This window comes from Dactylosporangium sucinum (assembly GCF_014647515.1).
Classification (GTDB): Bacteria; Actinomycetota; Actinomycetes; order Mycobacteriales; family Micromonosporaceae; genus Dactylosporangium; species Dactylosporangium sucinum.
The window spans coordinates 65967-92692 of sequence record NZ_BMPI01000015.1 but is presented as its reverse complement, the minus strand read 5'-3'; the positions used below and the strand labels follow the sequence as shown (position 1 = coordinate 92692).

Genomic DNA, 26726 nt, shown 5'->3' with positions numbered 1-26726 from the left:
GCACCGTAGCGACATGGCAATCGAGGTCCGCACGCGCCCCGTGGTCCCGCTGGTCGTGCGCCGGGCGCGGGCACGGCGCCGGCGCCGCCTGGTGATCGCCGTCACGCTGCTCGTCGTCGCGCCCGGGCTGGCCGCCGCCAGCACGTACACCTCCGACGTCGACCGCGGCGTCCACGTGCTCGGCGTCGACCTCGGCGGGATGTCCCGCGACGAGGCCGCGGCCCGGCTGCGCGCGCTCGACACCGCCGCGCCGGTCGACGTGCGGGTCGGCACCGCGACGGCCACCGTCGACCCGGCCGCGGTCGGGCTGCGCCTCGACGTCGGCGCCACCGTCGAGCGGGCCGAGCGGGCCACGCCCGGGCCGTTCGCCTGGCTGCTCGGCGGCATCAGCGTCGAACCGGTGATCCACGTCGACGCGCCGAAGCTCTACGACGCGCTCATGGTGCACCTCGGCGCGCAGGGCGACGCCCCGGTCATGCCGGCCGTGCGCTTCGAGCGTCAGCATCCCGTCGCGGTGTACCCGGTCAGCGGCCGCGGCATCGACCGGGACGCCGTCGCCGGCCTGGCCGAGCGGGGCTGGCTGCGCGGCCGGCCGATCGAGTTCCCCGTCGTCGACCTGGTGCCGCGCTCCAGCCGGGCCGACGTCGACCGGCTCGTCGCCGAGCTTGCCGCGCCCGCGGTCGCCGCGCCGCTCGTGCTCGTCACGCCCCGCGGCGACGTGACCGTGCCGGCCACCGCGATCGCCACCGCCCTGCGGATGGAGCCGGACGACGAGGGCCGGATCGAGCCGACCGTCGATGCGGCCGCCCTGCGACAGTCGATCAAGGCAAGCCTGGCGAAGGTCGAGGTCCCCGCCACCGACGCCACGTTCCAGATCGTCGGCGGCAGGCCGGTCATCAAGCGCGAGCAGGACGGCCGGCAGGTCGACCTCAGCCCGGGCCCGATCCTCGCCGGGCTGCGGGGCACGGCGACGCCCAGACGGGTGCAGGCCGGCCTCGTCCCGGCCACCGCGAAGACCACCGCGGCCGAGCTCGGCCGGCTCGGCATCGCCGAGCAGGTCTCGACGTTCACCACGAAGTTCGTCGCCGGGCAGCCGCGCGTGGTGAACATCCGCACGATGGCCGAGGCATTGCGCGGCGCGCTGGTCCGGCCGGGGGAGACGTTCAGCCTCAACGACCACGTCGGCGAGCGTAGCCGGGCCAAGGGCTACGTCGACGCGCCCGGCATCGAGGACGGGAAGATCAAGAGCTCGCCGGGCGGCGGGGTCTCCCAGGTCGCGACGACGCTGTTCAACGCCGCGTACTACGCCGGACTCGAGGACGTCGAGCACCATCCGCACAGCTACTACTTCGACCGGTACCCGGCGGTCATCGAGGCGACCGTCGTCTACAAGCAGCTCGACCTGCGGTTCCGCAACGACGGCCCGACCGGGATCCTGGTCGACACGGCGACGACCGACACCTCGGTCACCGTGACGCTCTACGGCGCCCGCCGCTACGAGGTCACCACCGAGTACGGGCCGCGCACCAAGGTGGTCCAGCCGCAGACGGTGTACCTCCAGGAGCCCGACTGCAACCCGACCGACGGCCTGCCCGGCTTCCACCAGGAGGCGTTCCGGGTCGTCAAGCAGGGCGGCAAGGAGATCCGGCGGGAGCGGTTCGCCTGGCGCTACGACCCGGAGCCGCACTTCGTCTGCGGGCCACCGCCGTCGGCGACCCCGTGACAGCATGGGAGCCATGGCTGTGCACCCGACGATCATCGAACGCGAACCCCAGCCCTACGTCGCCATCGGCGGCGCCGTCCCGATGCACGAGCTGGCCAAGGTGGCCGACCGCATGGGCGACGTCTTCGCCTACCTCGCCGTGCGGGGCGCCGAGCCCGCCGGGGCGCCGTTCTTCAAGTACGACGTCATCGACATGGACAACCTGCTGGAGGTCGAGGTCGGCGTGCCGCTCGCCGTGCCGGTGCCGGGGGAGGGGCCGGTGACCGCGGGCGTGCTGCCCGCCGGTCGCTACGCCACGGTCACGCACGTCGGGCACCCCGACGAGCTGCTCGGCGTGACCGGCGAGCTGCTGGCCTGGGCCGACGCGCAGGGCCTGGTGTTCGACAAGGTCGACACCCCGCGCGGCGAGCGGTGGGCCTGCCGGCTGGAGCTCTACGAGACCGACCCGGCCGTCGAGCCCGACATGCACAAGTGGTCGACGACCCTGGCGTTCAAGCTCCTCGGCTGACCGGCGAAGCGGGCGGGGCGCCTCAGGCGCGCACCCTCGCGCTGGTGGGGTCGTAGAGCGGCCGCAGGGAGGCCCGGGCCGGGTAGACCGAGCCGGCGACCTCCACGGTCAGCTCGCCGCCGTCGAGCCACGCCTGGTCGAGGGGCTCCCCGCCGGTCGCCAGCATCGCCAGGCCGACGGCGCCGCCGAGGGTGTGGCCGTAGGACGCGGCCCGCACGTAGCCCACGTCGCGGCCGTCCCGGCGGATGACCTCCCCGTGGTACAGCAGCGCCTTGGGGTCGGTGACCAGCACCTGGACCAGCCGCTGGGTCAGCGGGCCGGCGGCCTTGCGGGCGAGCACCGCGTCGCGGCCGACGAACGCCGGCTTGTCCAGCGCCACCGCGAACCCCAGGCCGGCCTCCAGCACGCCGTCGGTGTTGTCGATGTCGTGGCCGTAGTCGCGGTACCCCTTCTCCATGCGCAGGCTGGCCAGCGCCTTGAGCCCGGCGTGCCGCAGGCCGGCCGCGGCGCCGGCCTCGACGAGCGTGTCGTAGACGTGGACGGCCTGCTCGGCCGGGACGTACAGCTCGTAGCCCAGCTCGCCCACGTAGGTGATCCGCAGGCACAGCACCCGCGCGTAGCCGATCTCGATCTCCGCCGCGCCGCGGAACGGGAACGACAGGTCGGACGGCGAGACGGCCGCGAGCAGGTCGCGCGACCCGGGGCCCTGCACGTTGAGCTGGGCCCAGCCCGAGGTGACGTCGGTGACGAACGCGTGCCGGTCGCCCGCGTGCCGGCGCAGCCGGGCCTCGACGTGCCGGTGCGCGGTGTCGGACGCGACGACCCAGAACCGGTCCTCGTCGAGGCGGGTCACGGTCAGGTCGGCCTCGATCGTGCCGCCCTCGTTGAGCCACTGGGTGTAGGTGACGGTGCCCATCGTGCCGACCCGGTTGGCCGACAGCTCCTCCAGCACGTCGGCGGCGTCGCGGCCCTGGACCAGGAACTTCGCCATGAAGGACATGTCCATGAGGATCACGCCCTCGCGCGCGGCCCGGTGCTCGGCGGCCCACTGCTCGAAGTACTCCGGCCGCCCCCAGGTCGGGCTGAGCGACCCGGTGAAGCCGTAGACGTCGGGCATCTCCCAGCCGGAGACGTCGCGCAGGTAGGGCCGGTGGACGGCGAGCCGGTCGTGCAGCGGCGAGCGCTTGGCGTCGCGGGCCGAGCGCATCGCCCGGGTCGGGTAGTGGGCCTGGTACACCATGCCGAGGGCCTCGACCGTGCGCTCGGCCCGGTAGCGGCGGTTGGCCTGGTAGGGCCGGAGCCGGTCGATGTGCATGCCGGTGACGTCGACGTCGGGCCGGCCCTCGGCGATCCAGTGCGCCAGCGCACGGCCGATCCCGCCGCCGGTCAGGATGCCGATCGAGTTCAGGCCGGCGGCGACGAAGTAGTTGCGCAGCTCGGGGGACTCGCCGAAGATCGGCGCGAGGTCCGGGGTGAAGCTCTCCGGGCCGCAGAAGAACGTGCGGACGCCGGCCGTGGCGGTCACCGGGATGCGGGACATCGCCGCCTCCAGGTAGGGCGCCATCCGGTCCCAGTCCGGCGGGAGCGTGCCGAAGGAGAAGTCGTCGGGCACCCGGTCGACGCGCCACGGCGCGGCGGCGCCCTCGAACAGGCCGACCATGAGGCCGCCGGTCTCCTCCCGGAAGTACCCGTAGGCGCCCGGGTCCTCGAGCACCGGCAGGTCGGCGCTCACCCCGTCGATCGGCTCGGTGATGAGGTAGTAGTGCTCGGCGGCCTGCAGCGGGATGCTGACCCCGGCCTGCTCGCCGAGCTGCCGGGCCCACATGCCGGCACAGTTGACGACCGTCTCGGCCTCGATGTCGCCGAACGGGGTGCGCACCCCGGTCACCGTGTCGCCCCTGCGGAGTACGCCGGTGACCGGCACGCCCTCCAGGACCCGCACGCCGCGCATCCGGGCGCCCTTGGCGAGTGACATCGTCACGTCGACCGGGTTGGCCCGGCCGTCCTCGGCGACGTAGAAGCCGGCCAGCACGTCGTCGGTGCGCGCGAGCGGGAACAGGGCGCGGACCTCGGCGGGGGAGATCTCGTGCACGTCGACGCCGCAGTGGCGGTTGAACGCGGCCACCCGGCGGTACTCCTCCAGCCGGCCCTCGTCGGTCGCCAGCTCGATGAAGCCGCACTGGCGTAGCCCGGTGGAGAGACCGGTCTCGGATTCCAGGCCGGCATACAGGTCGCGCGTGTACTGTCGCATCCGCGTCGACGTCTCCGACAGCGAGCCGAACGTGACCATCAGGCCGGCCGCGTGCCATGTGGTGCCGGCCGTCAGCCGGTCTCGCTCAAGGAGCACCACGTCGGAGACACCCTGCCGCGCCAGGTGGTAGGCGACCGAGGTGCCGATCACCCCGCCGCCGACGACCACGACGCGAGCCCGTTCGGGGAGGTTCATGACGAGCAGCGTAGTGGTGGTCGGAGCCGGAATCGCGGGGCTCGCCTGCGCGCGTGTCCTGAACGACCGCGGGGTGGACGTCCGCGTCCTGGAGCGCGGCGCCGGCCCGGGCGGCCGCCTGGCCAGCCCGGCGGTCGACGGCCGGCCGGTCGACCTGGGCGCCGCCTACTTCACCGTCAGCGACCCGGCGTTCGGCTCGGTGGTGGACGGCTGGCAGGAGCGGGGGCTCGCCCGCCCGTGGACGGGGCATTTCGAGGTGTACGGCCAGAGCCCGCACGCGCCGGAGGCGCCCGGCCCGGTGCGCTGGTGCGCCGACGGCGGCCTCGGCGCGCTGGCCGCGGACCTGGCGGCGGGCCTCCCGGTCGAGTACGGGGTCGCCGTCCGCGACCTCGCCGGCCTCGGCGCCGACCGGGTCGTCCTGGCCATGCCGGCCCCGCAGGCCGCCGCGATCCATCCGCCGGCCCGGGCGGTCGCCGACGCGCAGGACTGGCGGCCGTGCCTGGCGGTCGCGCTGCGCTACCCGTCGCGGTGCTGGCCCGACTTCGCCGGCGCGTTCGTCAACGACCACCCGGTGCTGGTGACCGTCTGCGACGACGGGGACCGGCGCGGGGACCGGTCGCCGGTGCTGGTCGCCCACAGCACGCCCGGCTACGCGCGCGAGGAGGCGGTCGCCGACGTCGAGGCGGCCGTCCGGGACGTGCTGCACCTGCCGGAGGCCGGGTCGCCGATCGCCGCCCGGTGCTGGTCCGAGTCGCGTCCCGCCCGCGCCGGGGATGAGCCGTTCGCCCTGGCCGAGGGGGTGTTCCTGGCCGGCGACGGGTTCGGCCGGCCCCGCGTGGAGGCCGCCTTCCTGTCCGGCCGGGCGGTCGCGGACAGACTGTGCGGCACCGGGTTGTCGAAAAGTCCGCGAAGCGGGGACGGCGCGAGGTAGCCTCGTTGGCGCCAACGCTGTTGATATGTCCATAGTGGACAAAATCAGCGCTGCGTGACGTGAGCCGGGCCACATGCGATTCATTCATGTCGGTCGGGAACACATCCGAAGCCGACGGCGTTCGTTACACAACCAAGTCACCGAGAGAGGGTGAACGCCATGGCCATCAGCACCGACTACGACGCGCCCCGCCACCCGGCAGGCGATCTCGCCGAGGACAGCCTCGAAGAGCTCACCGCCCGCCGGGCGACGGCGCAGTCGCCGCTGGTCGACGTCGACGAGAGCGACTCAGGCTTCGAGCTACCGGGCGCGGAGCTGCCCGACGAAGAGCTGACCGTGCCCGTCGTGCCGATGCGCGGCGACGAGTTCCGCTGCTCCAGCTGCTTCCTGGTGCACCACCGCAGCCAGCTGGCCCGGGAGAAGAACGGCGCGCCGATCTGCCGGGAATGCGACTGATTCGGGCGGCGAGGTTCCTGGTCCGCTGATCAGGGACGGCGGGCCGGCACGCGCACGCGGGTCAGGTCCTCCGCCACCACGACCTCGCCGTCGAACCGCGCCTCGGCCGCCCGGCGGAACGCCTCCGGGTCGTCGTAGCGCTGCGAGAAGTGGGTGAGCACCAGCGTGCCCACCCCGCACTCCGCGGCCACGGCCGCCGCCTGCCCGGCGGTGAGGTGGCCGTGGGCCTCGGCCAGGTCCCGGTCCTCGTCGAGGTACGTGGACTCGATCACCAGCAGGTCGGCCCCGTCGGCCAGCTCGTGGACGGCGGCGCACAGCCGGGTGTCCATCACGAACGCGAACCGCTGCCCGGGGCGCGGTTCGCTCACCTCCTCCAGCGTCACCACCGTGCCGTCCCGCTCCAGGCGGCCGGTCCGCTGCAGCGCCCCGACCGCCGGGCCCTCGATGCCGTGCTCCCGCAGCCGGTCCGGCAGCATGCGCCGGCCGTCGGGTTCCACCAGCCGGTAGCCGTAGGTGGGGATGCCGTGGTCCAGGCGGCGCGCCTCGATGTGCACTTTGTCGGCTTTTATGGCGTTATATTCGTCGGTGAGCGGATCGGGCCGGAGGTCCACCGCGTCGTAGAAGCTCGACGCGTGGCGGAGGCGCTCGAAGTACTGCAGACCCTCGAACGGGAAGTGGACCGGCACCGGCCGGGGCGCCCGGTCCAGGGACAGCCGCTGGATCACCCCCGGCAGGCCCAGGCAGTGGTCGCCGTGGAAGTGCGTGATGCAGATCCGCGTGACGTCGGAGGCCGCCACCCCGGCGTGCACCATCTGCCGCTGGGTGCCGTCGCCCGGGTCGAACAGGATCCCCTCGCCGTCCCACGCCAGGAAGTACCCGTTGTGGTTGCGGGTCCGGGTCGGCACCTGGCTGGCGGTGCCCAGCACCACGAGTTCACGCACCCGAGTATCTTCGCGCGCATGTCCACCGCATAGGTCCTCGGCGGCCTCGGCCCGGGCCGGTCGCCGCCAGGCTTCGGCCTTGGTCGAGGCGGTGACTCGTACTTTGGACCGATCTGAGCCGGCCGCCTAGGTCATACCATCGACCCATGTTGCTCCGGGCGGTGTGGAGGGAGCCGCGGGCCGGCGGGGCGCCGCCGCGCGGCCGGCTGGACTGGGCGCTCGTCGCCGGGTTCGCCGCGTTCGCCGTGCTGGAGGCGCTGCTGCGGCCCGGCGTGCCGTGGCGGTGGGTGAGCCTCGGGCTCGCGCTCGGGCTGGTGCCGCTGTTGTTGTGGCGGCGCTCGCACCCCCTCCTGCCGGTCGCCGTGGCGTTCCCCGCGTGCGGGGTGGCGGCGCTGCTGACCAGCGGCGCCCCGCCCGACATGTTCGCGCTGTCGTTCCTGGTGCTGTTGCCGTTCGCGCTGTTCCGCTGGGGCTCCGGCGCGGAGGCGGTGACCGGCGCGGCGATCATCACGGCCAAGATCGTCGCGACGGTGCTGGTCGGCGACGTCGGCGGCGGCGAGGTGCTGGAGGGCTTCGCCGTTCTGGGCGCCATGAGCGCGACCGGCCTGGCGCTGCGGTTCCGCGCCCGGGCCCGGCACCGGGAGCTGGAGCAGGCCCGGCTGCTGGAGCGGGAACGCCTCGCCCGCGACCTGCACGACACCGTGGCCCACCACGTCTCCGCCATGCGGATCCGCGCCCAGGCGGGCATCGTCACCGAGGAGTTCACTCCGGGTGCGGCGGTCGACGCCCTGAAGGTGATCGAGGCCGAGGCCGCCCGGGCCCTGGACGAGATGCGGGCCATCGTGCGGCTGCTGCGCGGCGCCGAGCCCGCCCCCGCGGCGCAGGACGGGGGGATCGCCGACATCGAGCAGTTCGCCGATGTGGGGCCCGCACCGTCCGTCGACGTGCGGATCGACGGCGCGGTCGGGGACGTGCCCGCGGCGATCGGCAGCGCCGTGTACCGGCTGGCCCAGGAGTCGGTCACGAACGCCCGGCGACACGCGCGGCACGCCACCCGGATCGAGGTGCGGGTCGTCGCCGACGACCGGGCCGTCCGGCTGCGGGTCAGCGACGACGGGGAGGCCCGGCCGGACGGCGCGCCGGGGTACGGGCTGATCGGGATGCGGGAGCGGGCCGTGCTGCTCGGCGGGGTGTGCGAGGCCGGGCCGGCGCCCGGGCGGGGCTGGACGGTGGCCGCGGTGCTGCCGCTCGCCGGGGCGCTCGACGGGGCGGCCGCGTGACGGTGCGGGTGCTCGTCGCCGACGACCAGGAGATCGTCCGCACCGGGCTGACGATGATCCTCAACGCGCAGCCCGGCATCGAGGTCGTGGCCGAGGCGGGCGACGGGCGGCGGGCCGTCGAGCTGGCCCGGCGGGAGCGGCCCGACGTGTGCCTGCTCGACATCCGCATGCCCGGCCTCGACGGCATCGAGGCGACCCGGGCACTGGCCGGGCCGCAGGTCGACGACCCGCTCGCGGTCGTCGTCATCACGACGTTCGACCTGGACGAGTACGTCTACGCGGCGCTGCGCGCCGGAGCGCGCGGGTTCCTGCTCAAGGACGCCGGGCCGGCGCTGCTCGTGCAGGCCGTGCACGCGGCGGCCGAGGGCGACGCGCTCATCGCGCCGAGCATCACGACCCGGCTGCTGCGGGCGTTCGCCGACGCCGGGCCGCCGCAGGCGCCGCGCCAGCCGATCGAGCCGCTGACCGACCGGGAGGAGCAGGTCGTCGGGCTGCTCGCCCAGGGGCGGACCAACGCCGAGATCGCCCAGGAGCTCCGGATCACGCTGAGCACGGTCAAGACCCACGTCGCCAGCCTGATGAACAAGATCGGGGCGCGGAACCGGGTCGAGATCGCGATGTGGGCCTACGAGACCGATCGGGTGCGCATCCGAAAGTACCGCGGCGGCTCCTTCTGAGGACCTAGATCCCCGCGGCTCGCGGGCCGATGTGGTACCGCCGGATCCCCCGAATCATCGTGGGCATGACGACAGCAGTGCGCAGACGCCCGGACTGGCTCGTGCCCGCGGGACTCCTCGCGCTCGCGGCGATCCCGGTCATCGCCGGCGCGTTCCGGGTGGGCACGATCGCCGGCGGGGCCGCGGTGACGCCGGACAACGCGCGGTTCCACGACATGCCGGTGCCGGTGGTGGTGCACATCGTGGGCGCCACCCTCTACAGCATCCTCGGCGCGTTCCAGTTCCACCCGGGCCTGCGCCGCCGCCGGCCCCGCTGGCACCGGCTCAGCGGCCGCGTGCTCGTGCCGGCCGGCCTCGCGGTGGCGCTGTCCGGGCTCTGGATGACGCTGTTCTATCCGCTGCCGGCGTCGGACAACACCTTCACCAACGTGCAGCGGCTTGTCGTCGGCGCCGTGATGGCCGGGGGGATCGTCGCCGGGTTCCTCGCGATCCGCCGGCGTGACGTGCGCACGCACCGGGCGTGGATGACCCGCGCCTACGCGCTCGCCATGGGCGCGGGCACGCAGGCGTTCACGCACGGCTTCTACACGGCCTTCGCCGGCCCGCCGGACGCCGACGCGCGGGCCTGGTGCATGTTCGCGGGCTGGTTCATCAACATCCTCGTCGCGGAACTTTCAATTAAGCGTCGACTTATATAAGCTGCGCCTGTGCACGCATTCGACGTCCTCGGAGACCCGGTGCGGCGGCGCATCCTGGAGCTGCTCGCCGACGGCGAGCTGGCCTCCGGGGCGATCAGCGCCGTCGTGCAGGAGGAGTTCCGGATCTCCCAGCCCGCCGTGTCCCAGCACCTCAAGGTGCTGCGGGAGAGCGGCTTCGCCACGGTGCGGGTGGACGGGGCCCGGCGGCTCTACGCCGTCGACGCCGCGCCGCTGCGCGAGGTGGACGCGTGGCTGGACCGGTTCCGCCGGACCTGGGACCAGCACCTCGACGCCCTGGCCACCGAGCTGGCCCGGGGGAAGCGTGCGCGCCGCAGCCAGACGAGAGGGGACGACGCATGATGGACATCGCCGGGCACCTGAAGGCCATTCACCGGGAGGTCAGCCGGCTGCCGTCGACGAGCGGCGAGACGGTCGCGGTGCGGCTGCGCCGCTCGTACGACGCCGAGGTCGCGGACGTGTGGGACGCGATCACCGACCCGGCCCGCATCGCGCGCTGGCTGATGCCGATCAGCGGCGACCTGCGGCTCGGCGGCACCTTCCAGCTGGAGGGCAACGCGGGTGGCGACATCCTGGAGTGCTCGCCGCCGTCGGCGTTCAAGGTCACCTTCGGCGGCCCGACCAGCATCGTCTCCGTCCGGCTGCTGGAGGACGGCCCCGACACCACGGTGCTGGAGCTGGAGCACACCGTGCCGATCGAGATCGCCGGCAGCGGCGCCGGGTCGCTCTACGTCGGGCCCGGGTGGGACGGGGTGGTCATGGCCCTCGCCCGGCACCTCCACAACGAGTTCGACGGCGACCCGCTGGCCTTCGGCGCCACGGCGGAGGGGCAGGAGTTCTCCCGCCAGTCGGTACACGCCTGGGCGGCCGTGGCCCGCGAGTCGGGCACGGCCACCGAGGCCGAGGTCGACGCCGCCGTCGAGGCGGCAATGGGCCAGTTCGCCCCGGACACCCCCACCACCCCCCGGGGCTAACGCCCCCACCGCCCTTCATGCGTCGATCTTGCACTTGTGGTGCCTGACAAACCCGGGCATTTCAGGAGTGTCGCGGCACCACAAGTGCAAGATCGACGCGAGGTGGTCGGGGGGCGGGGGCAGTGTGGCGGCTAGGACAGCACGCGGAGTTGGACCGTCGTGGCCATGCCGCTGAGCTGGGCCAGGATCTCGTCCGGGTAGTCGATGGCGATGTCGGCGAGCAGGTAGCCATACTCGCCGCGGGTCGCCAGGATCTGCCCCTCGACGTTGACCTTGTGCCCGGCCAGGATGCTGTTGACGTCGGCGAGCACGCCCGGCACGTTGTGGTGCAGCAGGGCGATGCGGTGCGTGCCGGGGGCCTGCTGCAGGTTGAGCGACGGCAGGTTGACGCTGAGCGTCGTGGAGCCCTCCGCCACGTACTTGTGCAGCTTCTCGGCGACGAACGAGCCGATGTCGGACTGCGCTTCCTCGGTCGAGCCGCCGATGTGCGGGGTCAGGATGACGTTGGGCAGGCCGCGCAGGGTCGACTGGAACTCGTCGCCCTTGCCCTTCGGCTCCTTCGGGAACACGTCGACGGCCGCGCCGGCGAGGTGCCCGTTGTCGAGGTGGCGGCGCAGGGCGTCGTGGTCGATCACGAAGCCGCGGCTCAGGTTGAGGAAGATGCTGCGCGGGCGCATCCTGGCGAACTGCTCCTCGCCGAAGAACCCGCTGTTGCCCGGGCGGCCGTCGACGTGCAGGGTGACGATGTCGGACCTCTCCAGCAGCTCGTCGAGGCTCTCGCAGCGCTGGGCGTTGCCGAGGGCGAGCTTGTCCGCGGTGTCGTAGAAGTACACCCGCAGACCCAGGTTCTCGGCGAGCACGGACAGCTGCGTGCCGATGTTGCCGTAGCCGACGATGCCGATGGACCGGCCGCGCACCTCGTGACTGCCCTCGGCGTCCTTGTCCCAGACGCCGTTGTGCATGCCGGCGTTCTTCTCGGTGAGCCGGCGGGTGAGCGCGATGATCTCGGCGACGGCGAGCTCGACCACGCTGCGCGTGTTGGAGAACGGCGCGTTGAACACGGCGATGCCGGACTCGGCGGCGGTCCGCAGGTCGATCTGGTCGGTGCCGATGCAGAACGCGCCGATCGCGCGCAGCTGCGGCGCGCCGGCCAGCACGGTCGCCGTCACCTGCGTCTTGGAGCGAATGCCCAGCAGGTGGACCCCGTCGAGCCTGGCGATCAGCTCGTCCTCGTCGAGCGCGCGCCCGACGGTCTCGACCTGGTATCCCTCGGACCGCATCCGCTCGACCGCGACGGGGTGGATGTTTTCGAGGAACAGGACCCGCACCGGGTCGGCCTGGGATGTCAGTGGCTGCACAACACCTACCCTAAGTGACCGTCCGGGTGACTGGTACGTGAGCCGCGACTCGTCCCGCTCTGTGCGATGGTGTGCCGCTCCTGCAGCTTGGCGCGGATCTCCTCCGGCGTGTACGCCCGGCGGCGCCGCTCCGCCCGCACCACCAGCGCTCCCGTCGCCGCCACGCCGACGACACCCGCCAGGCCGAGCACCTTCCACCACTTCGCCTTCATGAGCACCTAGGCTAACGGCGGTGAGCGTCGATCTCGACGAAGCCGTGCGGATGACCCGCACGGGTGACCTGTGGGTGTTCCGTGGCCGCTCGACCGCGGACCGCGCGATCCAGACCCTGACGAACAGCCCGGTGAACCACGTCGGCATGGCCGTCGTCCTCGACGACCTGCCGCCCCTGATGTGGCACGCCGAGCTGGGCAAGTCGCTGCCCGACCGGTGGACGGGCACCCACCATCGCGGCGTCCAGCTGCACGACCTGCGCGACGCCGTGCTGGTCTGGGGCCGCCGCTACGGCCAGCGCGCCTGGCTGCGCCAGCTGCACTTCGAGGTGAATCCCGCGATGGAGGATGCGGTACTGCGGACGGTCGCGCGCCTGGACGGCACGCCGTTCCCGTCGACCGCGCGGCTGGCGGGCCGGTGGTTCCAGGGCCGTCTGCCGTCACGCTCGAGATCGGATGCCTCCCTGGAGACCGCGTACTGCGCTGAGGTGGTGGCCGTCACCTACGAGGCGATGGGCCTGCTGCCCGGCGGGAAACGGGCGAACTGGTACGACCCGGGTAAGTTCTGGAGCGGCGACGACCTGCCGCTGCAGCTCGGCGCCACGCTCGGCGAGGAGATCGCGGTGATCCTGCCGCCGCCATAACCTCAGACTTCCCTCGGCGGGCCCGATGGGTGTGGGCGAGAACCGTCGCACGGGGGGCCTTGCCACGATGAGCACTGCAACGATGCCCAGCCGCCGTTCCTTCACCTCCGCCTTCCGGGACCTGTCCGTCGCATGGAAGCTGCGGGTGGTCGCCATCGTCGTGTGCGTGCTGCTCGCGGCGGTCGGGGCGATCGGCCTGTTGTACCTCGGCAACAGTCAGGACCGGCAGTCCCAGCTGTACCACCAGAACCTGCGCTCGGTGCAGCTGCTCGACGGCGTCGCGCTGGACTACAAGGAGATCCGCTTCCAGATGCGCGGCCTCGCGCTGGCGCAGAGCGACGCGGACACGGCCCGGGCGACCCAGCTGGTCCAGGAGGCGATCGCCGGCCTGGAGCAGAGCTGGAAGAGCTTCACCGAGGCCGCCACCGACACCGACGGCCGGGCGGACCGGGACGCGTTCGCCTCGGCGTTCGGGTCCTACCAGCGCATCCTCACCGGCAAGTCGATCCCGGCGGCGACCGCGAACAACTACCAGGAGTACAACCGGATCAGCCGCGAGGAGGTGGACCCGGTCTCCGACCAGATCTCCAGCGCCCTGGGCAAGCTCGTCGAACGGGAGAACGTCGAGGCGAGGAAGGCGCTGGACGCGTCGGCGTCGGAGTACCAGACGGCGCAGGTGCTGCTGCTCGGCCTGACCCTGCTGGCCGTCCTCATCACCTTCTCCATGGTCACCGTGGTCGTCCGCGCGGTGTCCCGCCCGCTCAAGGAGACGGTCACGGTGCTGTCGGGCCTCGCCGAGGGCCGCCTCGACCAGCGCCTGCCGGTCTCGAGCCGCGACGAGGTCGGCCGGATGGGCATCGCGCTCAACAGCGCGCTCGACCGGCTGACGGAGACCGTGCGCACGGTGATCGAGGCGGCGCACCAGCTCGCCAACGCCTCGAACCAGATCAGCGGCGCGTCCCAGAGCCTCTCCCAGGCCGCGACCGAGCAGGCGGCGAGCGTCGAGGAGACGACCGCGTCGATGGAGCAGATGACGGCGAGCATCAGCCAGAACAGCGACAACGCGACGACGACGGAGGGCATCGCCGGCCAGGCGGCGACGGAGGCCCACGAGGGCGGCGACGCCGTGCAGCGCACCGTCGACGCGATGAAGCAGATCACGAGCAAGATCGGGATCATCGACGACATCGCCTTCCAGACCAACATGCTGGCGCTCAACGCGACCATCGAGGCGGCCCGGGCGGGCGAGCACGGCAAGGGCTTCGCGGTGGTCGCCACGGAGGTCGGCAAGCTGGCGGAGCGCAGCCAGATCGCCGCCCAGGAGATCAGCGAGCTGGCCGCGGGCAGCGTCCAGACCGCGGAGCGCGCGGGCGACCTGCTGGGCAAGATCATCCCGAGCATCACGCGTACCTCGGACCTGGTGCAGGAGATCGCCGCCTCCAGCAACGAACAGGCGACGGGCGTGCGCCAGATCAACATCGCGATGACCCAGATCGGCAAGGTGACCGAACAGACGGCGTCGTCGAGCGAGGAACTGGCGGCGACGGCCGAGGAGATGGCCGCGCAGACGCATCAGCTGCAGGACCTGATGACGTTCTTCAACACGGGCGACGGCGGTCCCCGCCGCCCGGCCAACCGGAGCGGCGCGTTCGCGGACGCGCCGCGGGCCGGCGGGCCGCGCAACGCCGGCGCGCGGCGCACGTCCCCGACGCCGGCCTACGCGGGCTCCCGCTCGGCCGACGTAACGGTCCCGGACATCGACGAGTCGAAGTTCGACCGCTTCTGAGGCCGGGGCCCGTCCTTGATCCATGGCGAGTTCCGGCTGCCATGCCGACCAGCAGTCGCCATCGATCAAGGACGGCGAGCCCCGAGCCCATGATCGTGGGAACCATGTGGCTGCCTGGGTGACCAGATGGTTCCCACAATCAAGGACGGCGTTACGCCGGGACCAGGTTGCGCTGGCGGTCGCGGGCGATGTACTGCCCCAGCAACGCGTCGATATCCAGGATCAGCGCCACGTCCCCGCCGCCGAGGATGGTCGACCCGCTGACCCACCGTACGTCCTTGAACAGCCGCCCGAGCGGCTTGATCACCGTCTGCGACTGCCCCAGCAGGTGGTCCACGACGATGCCCGCTCGCTGGCCCGAGTGTTCGATCACCACCACGCTCTGGCGGCGGCTCGGCTGGCCCGGGATGCCGAACGCCTGGCGGAGGCGGACGAACGGCAGCGCCTCGTCGCGCAGGTGCATGAACGAGCGGCCCGACGCCTCCGCCGGGAGTTCCACGCACTCCGTCACCCGGTCCAGCGGGATGATGAAGCACGAGTCGCCGGCGCCCACCAGGAAGCCGTCGATGATCGCCAGCGTCAGCGGCAGGCGGATCTGGATCGTCGTGCCCGCGCCCGGCGCCGTCTGGACGTCGATGCTGCCGCGCAGCGCCGTGATCGCGCCGCGGACCACGTCCATGCCGACGCCGCGGCCGGAGAGGTTGGACACCGCGTCGGCCGTGGAGAAGCCGGGCTCGAAGATCAGCGCGTACACCTCCGGGTCGGTCAGCGTCGCCGACGGCGAAGCCAGGCCGCGGTCGACCGCCTTGGCCAGGATCTTGTCCCGGTTCAGGCCACGGCCGTCGTCCGAGACCTCGATGACGATGCTGCCCGCGTCGTGGAACGCGTTCAGGCGCAGGCTGCCGCGGGCCGGCTTACCGTGGCGCTCGCGCTCGGCGCGCGGCTCGATGCCGTGGTCGAGGGCGTTGCGGACCAGGTGCAGCAGCGGATCGCCGATCCGCTCGACGAGCGCCTTGTCCATCTCGGCCTCGCCGCCCGCGATGACCAGGTCGACCTCCTTGTCGAGGTCGACGCACACGTCGCGGACCACGCGCTCGAAGCGGCGCAGGGTGGTGCCGATCGGGACCATGCGCAGCGACAGGGCCGTGTGCCGGACCTCCTCGACCAGGCGCAGCACGTGCTGCTGGGCCTCGGACAGGCCGTCGGCCGAGCCGACGCCGGCCTGGGCGATCACCAGCTCGCCGACGAGGTCGATGAGCTTGTCGAGCCGCGACGCGAACACCCGGATGGTCTGGTTGTCCTGCTGGCGGCCGTCGGCCACCTTGCGCTGCCGGCCGAGCGCCGCCTCCACCACCGGCTGCTGGACCATCTGCTCGGCGACCAGGATCTCCCCGAGCGGCTTGCCCATCGGGCCCGAGTCGTGCTGGATCCGCAGCGCCCGGGCCAGCTCCAGGTCGGTGACCACGCCGCTGCGGCGCAGCAGGTCGCCGATGCGGTCGTTCTCGGGCAGCGACTCGATGAGCTGGATGGCGTCGTCCGCCGGCAGGATCCGGATCGTACTGTCGTCGCGGACGAACTCGAACACGCTCTCGATGTCGGCCTTGGACGCCTCGGTGACGAACTCCACCTCGAAGCCGAGATAGCAGCTCTCCGGGTCCACCTCGTCGGCCGGCGGCAGCGCGTCCGCGACCGTGATCACCTGGGCGACCGTGCCGAGCGTCGTGAGGTACCGCAGGAACGACAGCGGATCCATCCCGTTGCGCAGGCAGTCCGGCCCGAACCAGAGACTGAGCAGCCAGGTGCGCGCATTGCCGGAGACGGCAACCTCGGAAGGGCCCCCAGCATCGACAGCACCGGAGGAGAAGGGGTCCAGGGCGGCCAGGAGGCGCTCGCTCGCCGCCGACTCGGCCTCCGTCGGCGACGTGCGGCCGGCCGCGACCCCGTCGACCAGGGCCGTGATGTGGTCCGCGCACGGCAGCAGCGCGCTCACCAACGCGGGCGTCACGTGCAGCGCCCCCGCCCGCAGCTGGTCGAGCACCGACTCCAGCACGTGCGTGAACGACACCAGGTGGCGCAGCCCGAACAGGCCGGCCGAGCCCTTCAGCGTGTGCATCGCCCGGAACAGCGAGTTGATCGCCTCCGGGCCGTCGGGCGCCGACTCCAGCTCGAGCAGCCCCTCCTCGAAGTCCTGGGTCAGCTCGCGCGCCTCGGTGATGAACGTGTCGAGCGCATCGCGGATGTCGTCCTCGTTCACGAGTCCACCTCGAGCGACGGCGACAGTCCGACCAGCTCCAGCACGTCCAGCACCGCCGGGCTGTGGCCCGCGAAGGACACCGCAACGCCCCGCCGCGCGGCCTCCCGGGACAACAGCAGCAGCACCTGCAACCCCGCCGTGTCGAGCTCGGTGACGCCGGCCAGTCCGACCTCCAGCGGGGAGTCGCCGAGCGCCCGCAACAGGCGCTCGTGCTGCTCGGCGGCGTTCATGACGGTGAGCTCGCCGTCCACCGAGATCACGGCGCGATCAGCTTCGACACGGCGGCGAGCATCTGCGCCGGCTGGAACGGCTTGGTCACCCACGCCTTCGCGCCGGCCGCCTGCGCCTGGCGCTTCTTCTCCTCCTGCGACTCCGTCGTCAGCATGATGATCGGCGTGAACCGGTACGCGGCCTGCTTGCGGATCTCGCCGACCAGCGTGATGCCGTCCATGTTCGGCATGTTGACGTCGGAGATGACCAGATGGACCCGCTGGCCGTCGAGCTTGCGCAGCGCGTCCTGGCCGTCGACGGCGTCGATGACGTCGTAGCCGGCACCCCTCAGCGCGATCGTGACGACCTGCCGGACGGAGGCCGAGTCGTCGACGACAAGAACGGTCTTGGACATGCTGCCCTCCAACTAGAAAAACGTGATCTCCGACGCCGGCGGCGCGGCCACCGCACCGCCGCGGTGCGCGTCGCGCTCGCCGTGCATCGTGTAGGTCTGCTCGAGCTCGTCGAGCAACGGCCGCGCCTGCGGCCCGGTCGCCGGCGCGGACGCCACGTGGGCCGGCATCCGCTGGATGTTGTCCTCCAGGTGCTGCAGGACCTGGCCGATGCGGTCCTGGAACTGCAGGTTCACGATGGCGTCGGAGATGCCGGACCGGATGCCCACCGCCGCCGTCTCCAGCCGCTGCGACGACTCCCGCGAGCGGTCGACGATCGCCACCAGCTCGTCGATGACCTCCTGCACGTCGGTGTTGGCCTTCGCCACCGCGACGCTCTCCCGCTCGGCGTCGCCCTCGGCGCCGGCGAGCACCGACTCGATCGCCGAGCCGATCCCGGCCACCTTGTCGGCCATCTGCACGCTCGTCTCCAGCGAGCGGTCGGCGAGCTGGCGCACCTCGAGCGCGACGACGCCGAAGCCGGCGCCCGCCTTGCCGACCCGCGCGGCCTCGATCGACGCGTTGAGCGCGAGCAGGTTCGTCTGCGCGGCGATCTGGGCCACCTCGCCGGTCATCTGCTTGAGGTCGTCGTTGAGCCCGGCGAGCCGGGTGAGGTCCCGCACCGCCTGGTGCTTGGTCCGCAGCGCGTCGTCGAGCGTGGCCACCACGTTGCCGAGGCGTTCCCGGCCCGCGGAGAACGATCCGGTACCGCCGGTGACCGACGCCGACGACCGCAGCACGTCGTCGAGGTTCGTGACGATGTCGCTGAACTGCCGGGTGACGGCGCCGATCGCCGACTCCAGCTGCGCCCGCGACGACCCGATCTGGGCCGACCACACCGGCGCCACCGCCCCGGCGAACTCCCCGACGCCCCGCCGGAACGCGTCCGGCCGCGCCTCCTCGGCGACCGCAACGTCCCGCCGCCGGCCCAGCAGGTAGCCGCCGGCCAGGCCGGCCAGCAGCGCGACGACGATGTACAACACCTCAGCCATGACTGCGGATCACCTCTGCTATCGCTGGGAGCGGCACCTCGCGCTCGACGGCGCCGAGCCTGACCGCCTCCTTCGGCATGCCGTGCACGACGCAGGTCGCCTCGTCCTGCGCCACCGTCGCGGCGCCCGCCCGCCGCATCTCCAGCAGGCCCCGGGCGCCGTCGTCGCCCATGCCGGTCATGATGATGCCGAGCGCGCGCTTCCCGGCCACCCTGGCGACCGACCGGAAGAGCACGTCGACCGACGGCCGGTGCCGGTTGACCGGCGGGCCGTCGAAGACCCGCACGCGGTAGCCGGGCCCGTCCGTCGCCACCTCCAGGTGCCGCCCGCCCGGGGCGACCAGCACCAGCCCGTCGGCGACCCGGTCCCCGTCGGCGGCCTCCCGCACGCTCACCGCGCACAGCCGGTCCATCCGCTCGGCGAAGGCGGCGGTGAACCGCTCCGGCATGTGCTGCACGACGACCACCGCGGGCGCGCCGTCGGGCAGGGCGGTCAGCACCCGTTCCAGGGCCTGCGTCCCGCCCGTCGACGTGCCGATCACCACGATCTGCCGCTCACCGGGGGCCTTCAGCAACGGCATCCGCTGCGGCGGCGGCTCGCTGCGGCGGGCCCGCCCGGACGCCGCCGCCCGCACCGCGGCCACGATGTTGCCGGTGTCGTCCTCCAGGTACTGCTTGAGGCCCGTCGCCGGCTTCGGCACCGCGCTCACCGCACCGGCGGCCAGCGCGTCCATCGTCGCCCGCGCACCCGGACCGACGAGCGTCGAGCAGACCACGATCGGCGTCGGCCGGATCGCCATCACCTGCTTCACGAACGTGATGCCGTCCATGCGGGGCATCTCGATGTCGACCACGAGCACGTCCGGCCACTCGCGCTGCATGAGCCGCATCGCGAAGATCGGGTCGGACGCCGAGCCGGTGACCGCGATGCCCGGCTCGGCGGACAGGCGCGCGGTCAGCACCTGCCGCACCACGGCGGAGTCGTCGACGACGATGGTGTGAATCGTCATGAGACGGCGTCCATGTCTGCGCGTTCTGTGTGCTGCAGCCACACGTCGCCGGTCGCCAGGTCGAACCGCAGCCGGCGAACCCCGGTGCCGCCCAGGTGCCGCGCCACCACCGCGAAGCCGTGCCCGTCGAGCAGCCGCAAGCCGGCCTCGACGTTGGCGGGGCCCACCGCGGCCGCCCGATCGGTGAACAGCTGCGCGCCACCGCCGAACAGTTTCGCGTGGTACTGCGCGGGTTCGGTCCCGGTCCGCGCGAGCTCGCCCATGAACAAGGCGAAGGCGTCGCCGGCGTAGCGGCCGTCGAACCCGCCGCCCCGGCCGGGCAGCATGTAGTGGCACATCCCGCCGACGCGCCGCCCCGGGTGCCACAGCGTGACGGCGACGCACGAGCCGAGCAGCGTCGCGATGCGGGTGCCGGCGCCGGCGAAGTGGAACCCGCCCGGGTACAGGAAGACGTCAGCCATCGAGGCCCTCCACGGCGGGCAGCCGGTAGATTGACGGGCGCACCATGCGCAGGCGCGACGGGACGGCGTTGAGCGACTCCGACAGGCTGACGATGAGGTGGCCCCGGGGGTACAACATGTCCTGCAACCGGCGGATGAGCGACGCCTTCGTCGGATGGTCGAAGTAGATCATGACGTTGCGCAGCAGGATGACGTCGAACCGGCCCAGGTCGCCGAGGTCGTCGAGCAGGTTCGCGTGCCGGAACGTCACCTTCTCGCGCAGCGTGCTGCCGGCCGCCATCAGCCCGGCGTACTCGTCGCGGCCCTTCAGCCAGTACTTGCGCAGCATCGGCATCGGGATGCGCGCCGCCGCCTCGATCGGGTAGAGCCCGCGCCGCGCGCCGGCGATGATCCGGGTCGAGACGTCGGTGCCGACGATCTCGAACGAGCCGGCCGGCGGGTTCTCGGCCAGCACCATCGCCGCCGTGTACGCCTCCTCGCCGCTGGAGCTGGCGGCGCTCCACAGCCGGAAGATCCGGTGCGCCGACGCGTGCGCCGGCACGACGACCTCGCGCAGGTAGTCGAAGTGCGGCGACTCCCGGAAGAACGACGTCTCGTTCGTCGTGAGCAGGTCGATCGCCTGGCGCACCTCCTCGCCGCCGGGATGGTGCAGCAGCCGCACGTAGTCGGCGTAGGTGGGCAGGCCCAGCTGGCGCAGCCGGCGGCCGAGCCGGCCCATCACCAGCGTCTCCTTGCCGGCGGCCAGCCGGATGCCGGTGCGCTCGTGCAGCAGGGTCGAGATCGCCGCGAACTCCGGTCCGCTGATCTCCGGCGGGGCCTCGATCGAGCCCGTCACTGGCTCTCGTCGGCGCGCTCGGCCGACCCGGCGTCGGGTCGGGACAGCTCGGCGGTGTCGACGGGCGACAGCACCCGGTCGAGGTCGAGCACGATGATGAAGTCGTTCTCGCGCCGCGCCATGCCGCTGATGAACTCGGGCTGGATGCCGGTGCCGAAGCTCGGCGTCGGCTCCACGTCGGCGGCGCCGAAGCCGACGACCTTGTTGACGATGTCGACCAGGATGCCGATGTCCGCGTCACCGTTGTGCACGATGATGATGCTGGTGCGCCGCCCGACCGTGGTGGGTCCCTGACCGAACCGGATGCCCAGGTCGATCACGGGCACCGCCCGCCCCCGCAGGTTGATCACCCCGCGCACGAAGCCGGGCGCCATCGGCACGGCGGTCAGCGCGCGGTACTCGATGATCTCCGTGACGTGGAAGATGTCGAGCGCGTACGCCTCGCCGTTGAGCGAGAAGGTCAGGAAGCGGCCCGCCTCAATGCTGATGCTCACCGGTCATGCCCGCCTCTGGGAGAAAGCCTCGGACAACAGGCTGATCGGCTCGCGCATCCCGCACTGAAGGTTTCTACGGCAGCGTCACCAGCGCGGCCGCCGAGTGCGGCGGGTTCGCCACCAGCCAGTCGTCGAACGGGACCGGGACGCCGGTGCCGTACCCCTGGGCGTAGTCGACGCCGATCACCCGCAGCTCGTCGAGCACCGCGGCGTCCTCGACGAACTCGGCCACCGTGCGCAGGCCCATCTCGTGGGCGATCCGGTGCACCGACTCGACCATCGCGCGGTCGACCGCGTCGGTCATGATGCCCCGCACGAACACGCCGTCGATCTTCACCAGGTCGACGGGGAGCTGCTTGAGGTACGTGAAGCCGGACAGGCCGCTGCCGAAGTCGTCCAGCGCGAACCGGCAGCCCAGCCCGCGCAGCTCCGTGATGAACGCGACCGCCTGGCCGAGGTCGCCGATCGCGACCGTCTCGGTGACCTCGAAGCACAGCGCCCGCGGCGGGATGCGGTACCGCCCGAGCTGCTCCCGGATGAAGGCCAGCAGCGCCTCGTCGCCGAGCGACCCGCCGGAGATGTTGATCGAGAACGTCTCGTCGCCGGGCGCGCCGGCCCGGTACCGTTCGGCCAGGCGCCGGATCGCGGCACCGACGACCCACCGGTCGATCGAGGTCACCAGGTTGTACCGCTCCGCCGCCGGCAGGAACGCGCCGGGCCCGATGAGCTGGCCGTCGTCGCCGCGCATGCGCACGAGCAGCTCGCCGAACGCGCCCTCGCCGTGCGCGGCGGTCGGGACGATCGGCTGGTAGTACAGCACGAGCGCGTCGTCGTGGACCGCGCTCATCACCCGCTCGGCCCACTGCGCCTGGTCGCGCTGCCGGTCGAGCCGCTCGTCGCCCGCCGAGACCACGTGCACCCGGTTGCGGCCCTGGTTCTTGGCCGCGTAGCAGGCCAGGTCCGCGGCGCGCACGGCGTCGGGGCCGCCCGTGCCGTCCGTCGTGATCGGCACGACGCCGATGCTGAGGCCGACCGAGAACACCCGCCCGTTGCGGGGGAAGCGGTGCGCGGCGACCCGCTGCCGGATCCGCTCGGCGACGGCGGTGGCCTCCTCGACGGCGCGGTTGCGCTGCAGTACCACGAACTCGTCCCCACCCACGCGGGCGAAGACGTCGTCGTCGGTCAGCTCGGCGGCGATCAGCTCGGTCACCTGGCACAGCAGGGCGTCCCCGGCGGCGTGGCCGCAACTGTCGTTCACGATCTTGAACCGGTCCAGGTCCAGGAAGCACAGCGCGTGCCCCTCCGGCGGGACCGGCTCGGCGAGCGTCGCGGCCAGGCGGCGGTCGAACTCGCGCCGGTTCAGCACGCCGGTGAGCGCGTCGTGCCCGGCCTCGTACGCGAGCCGCTCCGCGATCTCGCGCTCCGCGTTCTGCGCGCGGTCCGCGAACCGCCAGTTGACGATCGCGGCCACCGCCGCGCCGCTCACGAACACCGCGTGGATGATCGCGAAGCGCACCGGGTGGTCCCACGCGTCGGCGTGGTTGTAGACGACCTGCGGCGCGATCACCCCGACCACCGCGTGCTCGACGAGCACGAACCCGGTGGCGAGCAGGAACGTGTGCCAGTCCATGTAGAACGTGATGACCACGAGCATCACGAAGAAGTGGAAGTGCAACTCGATCATCCCGTGCCCCAGGTGCACCAGGATGGCCGAGGACGCCATCAGCCCGAGCGTCGCGGCGGCGGCCCGGACCTTGCGCGAGAACGCCGGCGGGCCGGCCACGGCCAGGGCGCCGACGAGCGGCAGCACGTCGGCGAGCGCGTGACCGACCGGGTACCCGCGCACCAGCCCGTACAGGAACAGGCCCAGCGCGTGGGCGGCCACGATCCACAGGATGGCCCGATGCCGCTCACGCCAGTCGCGCTCGGGCAGCGGGCGGCCGCTGGGCAGCATCCGCAGGAGTCGTCGCACACCGCATGTCATCGTGGCCGGGCCGGCCGACCTGAGCGGTATGACCGGAGCAGAATGTATCGAAGTGCAACGATGTCTCGTACGGTACGGACATGGTCAGACGTCACCTCGCCGCGGCCCTGCTGGCCGTCGCCGCCCTGCTGGGCGTCCAGCTCATCGCCGCCACGCCGGCGTTCGCCGCCACCCGCACCCTGTACTACGACGCGAGCCAGGCCCAGGAGTTCGGGTCCGTGGTCGACCAGGCCGCCACGCTGTGGAACGGCCGGGTGACCAACGTCCGGCTGGTCCCGGTGACGGCCGGCCGCACGCCGAACATCCGGGTCTACGCCGACAACGGCTGGCCGAGAACCTACTCGACGTCGCTCGGCAACGGCCGCTGGTACATGGGCCGGGACGCGGTCGACGACGGCTACTTCGTCCTGCGCATCGCCACCCACGAGTTCGGCCACATCCTGGGCCTGCCGGACAACCGCACCGGCCGCTGCAGCGACCTGATGTCGGGCAGCAGCGCGCCGGTCTCCTGCGCCAACGCCACGCCCAGCGCGGCGGAGGCGGCCGCGGTCCAGCGCAACTTCGCCACGGCGGCGACCGCCCCCGTTCCCGCAACGGTCTACTAGCCGCCTCTTCCGTGTCACTTTCCGCGCTGATCGAGCGGTCGCGGCGCCGGGATGCTCCGGGTATGTCCGGTTTAGCCCCGCCGCGACCGCCGTGCGTTTCGAAACGGCACGGCTAGGATCGACGGGTGCTGGAGTCGTTTCTGCGGACGTGGCTCGGGAGCTGGCCCTCACCCGGCGGCCTCGTCGTCGTCGGGCACGCCGCCCGGGAGAAGGCGCGCTGGGACGGCGGCGAGCAGCTCGCCATCGGGGTGACCGACGCCGCCGGCAACGGCGTGCTGTCCGTGCCGCCCGGCCGGGTCGACGCCGTGACCGACCTGGTCGCCACCGCCGGGTTCGGGGCGCTGGCCGGGCGGCTGCCCGCCCTGCTGGGCCGGCCCGAGCACCGCTTCTACACCGGCGTCTTCCGCTGGTCCGACGCGCCCGCCGACCTGCCCGACGCGGGGGAGTGGGAGCCGTCCGACGGTCCCGGCCTGCCCGACTGGCTGCGGCCCTTCCCGGGCGAGGTGCTGGTGGCGCGCGAGGACGGGCGCTACGTGGCCGGCGTCGGGCTCAAGCCGCACGACCCGACCGGCCTGGAGATCTCGGTCGGCACCGAGGAGCACGCCCGCGGCAGGGGCCTGGCCCGCCGGCTGGTCGCCCGGGCCGCCCGGCGGATCGTGGCCGGCGGCGCCGTCGCGCTCTACCTGCACGACCCGGCCAACGTCGCCAGCGCGCACGTCGCCGACGCCGCCGGCTTCCCCGACCTCGGCTGGAAGATCCACGCGCTCGCCGGTTCCGCATAGATTTGCTCATTGTCGCGGCCCCCGAGTCGATGAGTGCGGTATGTTGCCCCCTTCCGGCGCCGTCCACGTCGGCCGCCAGCCGATCTTCGACCGGTTCGGCGTCGTCCACGGCTACGAGCTGCTGTTCCGCGGTGACGCCGGCGCGGTGGAGGCCGGCGAGCGCGGTGCGTATGCCACCAGCCGGGTGCTGATCACCGCCTTCACCGAGATCGGCATCGAGCCGCTGTGCGGCCGCCACCTGTGCTTCGTCAACCTCACCCGCGAGTTCCTCGTCGGCGACCTCCCCCTGCCGTTCGACCACGAGCAGGTCGTCCTGGAGATCCTGGAGACGGTCGACCTCGACGACGAGGTGGTGGCCGCGGTCGCCCGCCTGGTCGCGCAGGGCTACCGCGTCGCCCTCGACGACTACGTCTTCGGCCTCGGCCACGAGCCGCTGCTGGAGCTGGCCGCCTACGTCAAGATCGACGTGCTGGAGACCCCGCCGGCGCGGCTCGCGGAGACCGTCGCGCGGTGCCGGAAGTACGGCCACCTCCAGCTCGTCGCCGAGCGCCTGGAGACCCCCGGCCAGCTCGACCGGGCGCGGGACCTCGGGTTCGACTACTTCCAGGGGTACGTGCTGGGCCGCCCGCAGGTCGTCAGCGCCGCCGCCCTGTCACCGTCCCGCCTCGCCCGGGTCGAGCTGCTGAGCCTGCTCGTCGGCCCGAGCATCCCGCTGGCCCGCGTGGTCGGCCTGGTCACCAGCGACCCGGCGCTGAGCCTGCGCCTCATGGCCGCCGCCAACGCCGACGCCCTCGGCCTGCCGGTGAAGGTGTCGTCCGTCCACGAGGCGGTCCTGCTGCTCGGCGTCGGCCGGCTCCGCGACTGGGCGACCCTCATGCTCGTCAGCGACCTCGACGACCCCGGCACCCACCAGCTCTCGGCCGCGATCACCCGCGCCCGCATGTGCCAGAACATCGCCGCGCGCATGGAGCTCCCGCCGGAGGCGGCCTTCACGGTCGGCCTGGTGTCCGCGGTCGCCGAGCTGCTCGACCAGCCGGCCGCCGAACTGACCGTCCGGCTGTCCCTGAGCCAGGACGTGACCGAGGCCCTGGTCGACGGCGCCGGCCCGCTGGGCGAGCTGCTGTCCCTGGTCGCCGCCTACGAGGCGTCCGACCTCCCGATGCTGCTGGCCGCCCCGCTCCCGGTCGAGGCCACGGCCCGCGCCTACCTGGACGCGGTCGCGTACACCGGCCAGATCATCGCCCCCCGCCGCGCCGAGCGCTGACCTAGGGTTGGGGCGATGGACATCATCCTGGTCCCCGGCCTCTGGCTCGACGGCACGACCTGGGAGCGGGTGGTCCCGGCCCTGGAGCGGGCCGGCCACCGCCCCGTGCCGCTGACGCTGCCGGGCATGACACCGGACGCCGACCGCGCCGGCATAACCTTGAGCGACCACGTGGCGGCGGTGGTCGCGGCCGTCGACGCGGCCCCGGACCGGGTGCTCCTGGTCGGCCACTCGGCCGGCGCCGGCATCACCCACGCCGCCGTCGACGCCCGCCCGGCCCGGGTCGCCCACGCGGTGTACGTCGGCGGCTTCCCGACCCCCGACGGCGAGCCCGTCGCGGGCGACTTCCCGGCCGTGGACGGCGAGGTCCCGATGCCGGACTGGTCCGCCTTCGACGACGAGGAGCTGGCCGGCCTCGACGACCGGGCCCGCACCACCCTCCGCGCCCGCTCGATCCCGTCCCCGGCGGGCGTCCTGCGCGACCGCCAGCACCTGCACGACGAGCGCCGCTACGAGGTCCCGGTCACGGCGGTCTCGACCGACTTCACCAGCGCCACGCTGCGCGCGTGGATCGAGCAGGACCTCCCGCCGGTCCGCGAGTACCGCCGCATCCGCGCCGTCGAGCACGTCGACCTCCCGGCCGGCCACTGGCCCCAGCTCACCCGCCCCGACGACCTGGCCGCGGTCATCCTGCACGCTGCCGCTTCCTAGGGACTCGGGTCCGCGCAAGGC

At 72.8% G+C, this 26726-nt stretch carries 28 protein-coding genes; 15 read left to right on the top strand and 13 right to left on the bottom strand.

From position 1 onward, the window contains the following. Window positions 1–13: 13 nt before the first annotated feature. Both IEZ31_RS17545 and IEZ31_RS17540 read left to right on the top strand, forming a co-directional pair. Entirely contained in the window at window positions 14–1723 is a 1710-nt protein-coding gene (locus IEZ31_RS17545) for a VanW family protein (protein ID WP_190250940.1), read from the top strand. Between the two features lie 13 nt (window positions 1724–1736). After that, window positions 1737–2231: a GyrI-like domain-containing protein gene (locus tag IEZ31_RS17540; protein ID WP_190250939.1), complete on the top strand. Its 495-nt coding sequence runs from the start codon at window positions 1737–1739 to the stop codon at window positions 2229–2231. Window positions 2232–2253: 22 nt separating this feature from the next. Here IEZ31_RS17540 and IEZ31_RS17535 read toward each other — a convergent pair whose 3' ends face one another. Next, the gene (locus tag IEZ31_RS17535; protein ID WP_190250938.1) at window positions 2254–4677 is read right to left on the bottom strand and encodes a GcvT family protein; all 2424 of its coding nucleotides are present in this window, start codon (window positions 4675–4677) and stop codon (window positions 2254–2256) included. Between IEZ31_RS17535 and IEZ31_RS17530 the strand changes: the two genes are divergently transcribed. Continuing rightward, a complete protein-coding gene (locus tag IEZ31_RS17530) occupies window positions 4676–5608 on the top strand; it encodes an NAD(P)/FAD-dependent oxidoreductase (RefSeq protein WP_190250937.1) in 933 nt (310 codons plus the stop codon). The two genes, IEZ31_RS17535 and IEZ31_RS17530, sit on opposite strands and share 2 nt — an antisense overlap. A gap of 165 nt (window positions 5609–5773) precedes the next feature. Next, the gene (locus tag IEZ31_RS17525) at window positions 5774–6064 is read left to right on the top strand and encodes a DUF4193 domain-containing protein (RefSeq protein ID WP_190251039.1); all 291 of its coding nucleotides are present in this window, start codon (window positions 5774–5776) and stop codon (window positions 6062–6064) included. Between the two features lie 29 nt (window positions 6065–6093). Here IEZ31_RS17525 and IEZ31_RS17520 read toward each other — a convergent pair whose 3' ends face one another. Further along, on the bottom strand, window positions 6094–7005 hold the full coding sequence (locus IEZ31_RS17520) for a ribonuclease Z (RefSeq protein WP_190250936.1): 912 nt from the start codon (window positions 7003–7005) through the stop codon (window positions 6094–6096). A 146-nt stretch (window positions 7006–7151) separates the two neighbouring features. Here IEZ31_RS17520 and IEZ31_RS17515 point away from each other — a divergent pair, with 146 nt between their 5' ends. The 5 genes from IEZ31_RS17515 to IEZ31_RS17495 all read left to right on the top strand — a co-directional run bounded on the left by IEZ31_RS17515 (window position 7152) and on the right by IEZ31_RS17495 (window position 10652). After that, entirely contained in the window at window positions 7152–8285 is a 1134-nt protein-coding gene (locus tag IEZ31_RS17515; RefSeq protein WP_190250935.1) for a sensor histidine kinase, read from the top strand. Then, window positions 8282–8962, top strand: coding sequence for a response regulator (locus IEZ31_RS17510; RefSeq protein WP_190250934.1), 681 nt, complete (start codon window positions 8282–8284; stop codon window positions 8960–8962). Before IEZ31_RS17515 ends, IEZ31_RS17510 begins: the two co-directional genes overlap by 4 nt. Window positions 8963–9027: 65 nt before the next feature. Continuing rightward, window positions 9028–9660 carry a DUF2306 domain-containing protein gene (locus tag IEZ31_RS17505; RefSeq protein ID WP_190250933.1) on the top strand — a complete coding sequence of 211 codons (633 nt, stop codon included), beginning with the start codon at window positions 9028–9030 and terminating at the stop codon, window positions 9658–9660. 9 nt (window positions 9661–9669) lie between these two features. Next, window positions 9670–10020: an ArsR/SmtB family transcription factor gene (locus IEZ31_RS17500; RefSeq protein WP_190250932.1), complete on the top strand. Its 351-nt coding sequence runs from the start codon at window positions 9670–9672 to the stop codon at window positions 10018–10020. After that, entirely contained in the window at window positions 10017–10652 is a 636-nt protein-coding gene (locus IEZ31_RS17495; protein WP_190250931.1) for an SRPBCC family protein, read from the top strand. The genes IEZ31_RS17500 and IEZ31_RS17495 overlap by 4 nt, the downstream gene beginning before the upstream one ends. A 131-nt stretch (window positions 10653–10783) precedes the next feature. Here IEZ31_RS17495 and serA read toward each other — a convergent pair whose 3' ends face one another. Next, on the bottom strand, window positions 10784–12010 hold the full coding sequence (gene serA, locus IEZ31_RS17490; protein ID WP_373294621.1) for a phosphoglycerate dehydrogenase: 1227 nt from the start codon (window positions 12008–12010) through the stop codon (window positions 10784–10786). A gap of 5 nt (window positions 12011–12015) precedes the next feature. Beyond that, window positions 12016–12222: a hypothetical protein gene (locus IEZ31_RS17485; protein WP_190250930.1), complete on the bottom strand. Its 207-nt coding sequence runs from the start codon at window positions 12220–12222 to the stop codon at window positions 12016–12018. A gap of 20 nt (window positions 12223–12242) precedes the next feature. Here IEZ31_RS17485 and IEZ31_RS17480 point away from each other — a divergent pair, with 20 nt between their 5' ends. Together IEZ31_RS17480 and IEZ31_RS17475 are read left to right on the top strand one after the other, a co-directional pair. Next, window positions 12243–12866 (top strand): hypothetical protein, encoded by a 624-nt coding sequence (locus tag IEZ31_RS17480; protein ID WP_229835324.1) that lies wholly within the window; start codon window positions 12243–12245, stop codon window positions 12864–12866. A 67-nt stretch (window positions 12867–12933) separates the two neighbouring features. Further along, a complete protein-coding gene (locus IEZ31_RS17475; RefSeq protein WP_190250929.1) occupies window positions 12934–14652 on the top strand; it encodes a methyl-accepting chemotaxis protein in 1719 nt (572 codons plus the stop codon). A 151-nt stretch (window positions 14653–14803) separates the two neighbouring features. On the opposite strand, the gene IEZ31_RS17470 is transcribed toward IEZ31_RS17475, so the two are convergent. The 9 genes from IEZ31_RS17470 to IEZ31_RS17430 all read right to left on the bottom strand — a co-directional run bounded on the left by IEZ31_RS17470 (window position 14804) and on the right by IEZ31_RS17430 (window position 23331). Then, a complete protein-coding gene (locus tag IEZ31_RS17470; RefSeq protein WP_190250928.1) occupies window positions 14804–16906 on the bottom strand; it encodes a chemotaxis protein CheA in 2103 nt (700 codons plus the stop codon). Beyond that, a complete protein-coding gene (locus IEZ31_RS17465; RefSeq protein WP_229835322.1) occupies window positions 16903–17166 on the bottom strand; it encodes an STAS domain-containing protein in 264 nt (87 codons plus the stop codon). Before IEZ31_RS17465 ends, IEZ31_RS17470 begins: the two co-directional genes overlap by 4 nt. Next, on the bottom strand, window positions 17163–17531 hold the full coding sequence (locus tag IEZ31_RS17460; protein WP_190250927.1) for a response regulator: 369 nt from the start codon (window positions 17529–17531) through the stop codon (window positions 17163–17165). The genes IEZ31_RS17465 and IEZ31_RS17460 overlap by 4 nt, the downstream gene beginning before the upstream one ends. 12 nt (window positions 17532–17543) lie before the next feature. Then, window positions 17544–18560: a methyl-accepting chemotaxis protein gene (locus tag IEZ31_RS17455; protein WP_190250926.1), complete on the bottom strand. Its 1017-nt coding sequence runs from the start codon at window positions 18558–18560 to the stop codon at window positions 17544–17546. Then, window positions 18553–19569 carry a protein-glutamate methylesterase/protein-glutamine glutaminase gene (locus IEZ31_RS17450; RefSeq protein WP_190250925.1) on the bottom strand — a complete coding sequence of 339 codons (1017 nt, stop codon included), beginning with the start codon at window positions 19567–19569 and terminating at the stop codon, window positions 18553–18555. The genes IEZ31_RS17455 and IEZ31_RS17450 overlap by 8 nt, the downstream gene beginning before the upstream one ends. Then, window positions 19566–20030, bottom strand: coding sequence for a chemotaxis protein CheD (locus tag IEZ31_RS17445; protein ID WP_190250924.1), 465 nt, complete (start codon window positions 20028–20030; stop codon window positions 19566–19568). Before IEZ31_RS17445 ends, IEZ31_RS17450 begins: the two co-directional genes overlap by 4 nt. After that, complete coding sequence (locus IEZ31_RS17440; RefSeq protein ID WP_229835320.1) at window positions 20023–20865, bottom strand: CheR family methyltransferase; 843 nt, start codon at window positions 20863–20865, stop codon at window positions 20023–20025. The genes IEZ31_RS17445 and IEZ31_RS17440 overlap by 8 nt, the downstream gene beginning before the upstream one ends. Continuing rightward, the gene (locus tag IEZ31_RS17435; protein WP_190250923.1) at window positions 20862–21359 is read right to left on the bottom strand and encodes a chemotaxis protein CheW; all 498 of its coding nucleotides are present in this window, start codon (window positions 21357–21359) and stop codon (window positions 20862–20864) included. The genes IEZ31_RS17440 and IEZ31_RS17435 overlap by 4 nt, the downstream gene beginning before the upstream one ends. A 73-nt stretch (window positions 21360–21432) precedes the next feature. Further along, on the bottom strand, window positions 21433–23331 hold the full coding sequence (locus tag IEZ31_RS17430; protein WP_190250922.1) for a putative bifunctional diguanylate cyclase/phosphodiesterase: 1899 nt from the start codon (window positions 23329–23331) through the stop codon (window positions 21433–21435). Window positions 23332–23423: 92 nt separating this feature from the next. Between IEZ31_RS17430 and IEZ31_RS17425 the strand changes: the two genes are divergently transcribed. The 4 genes from IEZ31_RS17425 (at window position 23424) to IEZ31_RS17410 (ending at window position 26705) form a co-directional block, all read left to right on the top strand. Next, a complete protein-coding gene (locus IEZ31_RS17425) occupies window positions 23424–23948 on the top strand; it encodes a snapalysin family zinc-dependent metalloprotease (RefSeq protein WP_190250921.1) in 525 nt (174 codons plus the stop codon). Between the two features lie 125 nt (window positions 23949–24073). Then, window positions 24074–24730: a GNAT family N-acetyltransferase gene (locus IEZ31_RS17420; protein ID WP_190250920.1), complete on the top strand. Its 657-nt coding sequence runs from the start codon at window positions 24074–24076 to the stop codon at window positions 24728–24730. Between the two features lie 40 nt (window positions 24731–24770). Beyond that, window positions 24771–25994 (top strand): EAL and HDOD domain-containing protein, encoded by a 1224-nt coding sequence (locus tag IEZ31_RS17415; RefSeq protein WP_190250919.1) that lies wholly within the window; start codon window positions 24771–24773, stop codon window positions 25992–25994. A gap of 15 nt (window positions 25995–26009) precedes the next feature. Further along, the gene (locus tag IEZ31_RS17410) at window positions 26010–26705 is read left to right on the top strand and encodes an alpha/beta fold hydrolase (RefSeq protein ID WP_190250918.1); all 696 of its coding nucleotides are present in this window, start codon (window positions 26010–26012) and stop codon (window positions 26703–26705) included. The last annotated feature ends 21 nt before the right edge of the window (window positions 26706–26726 follow it).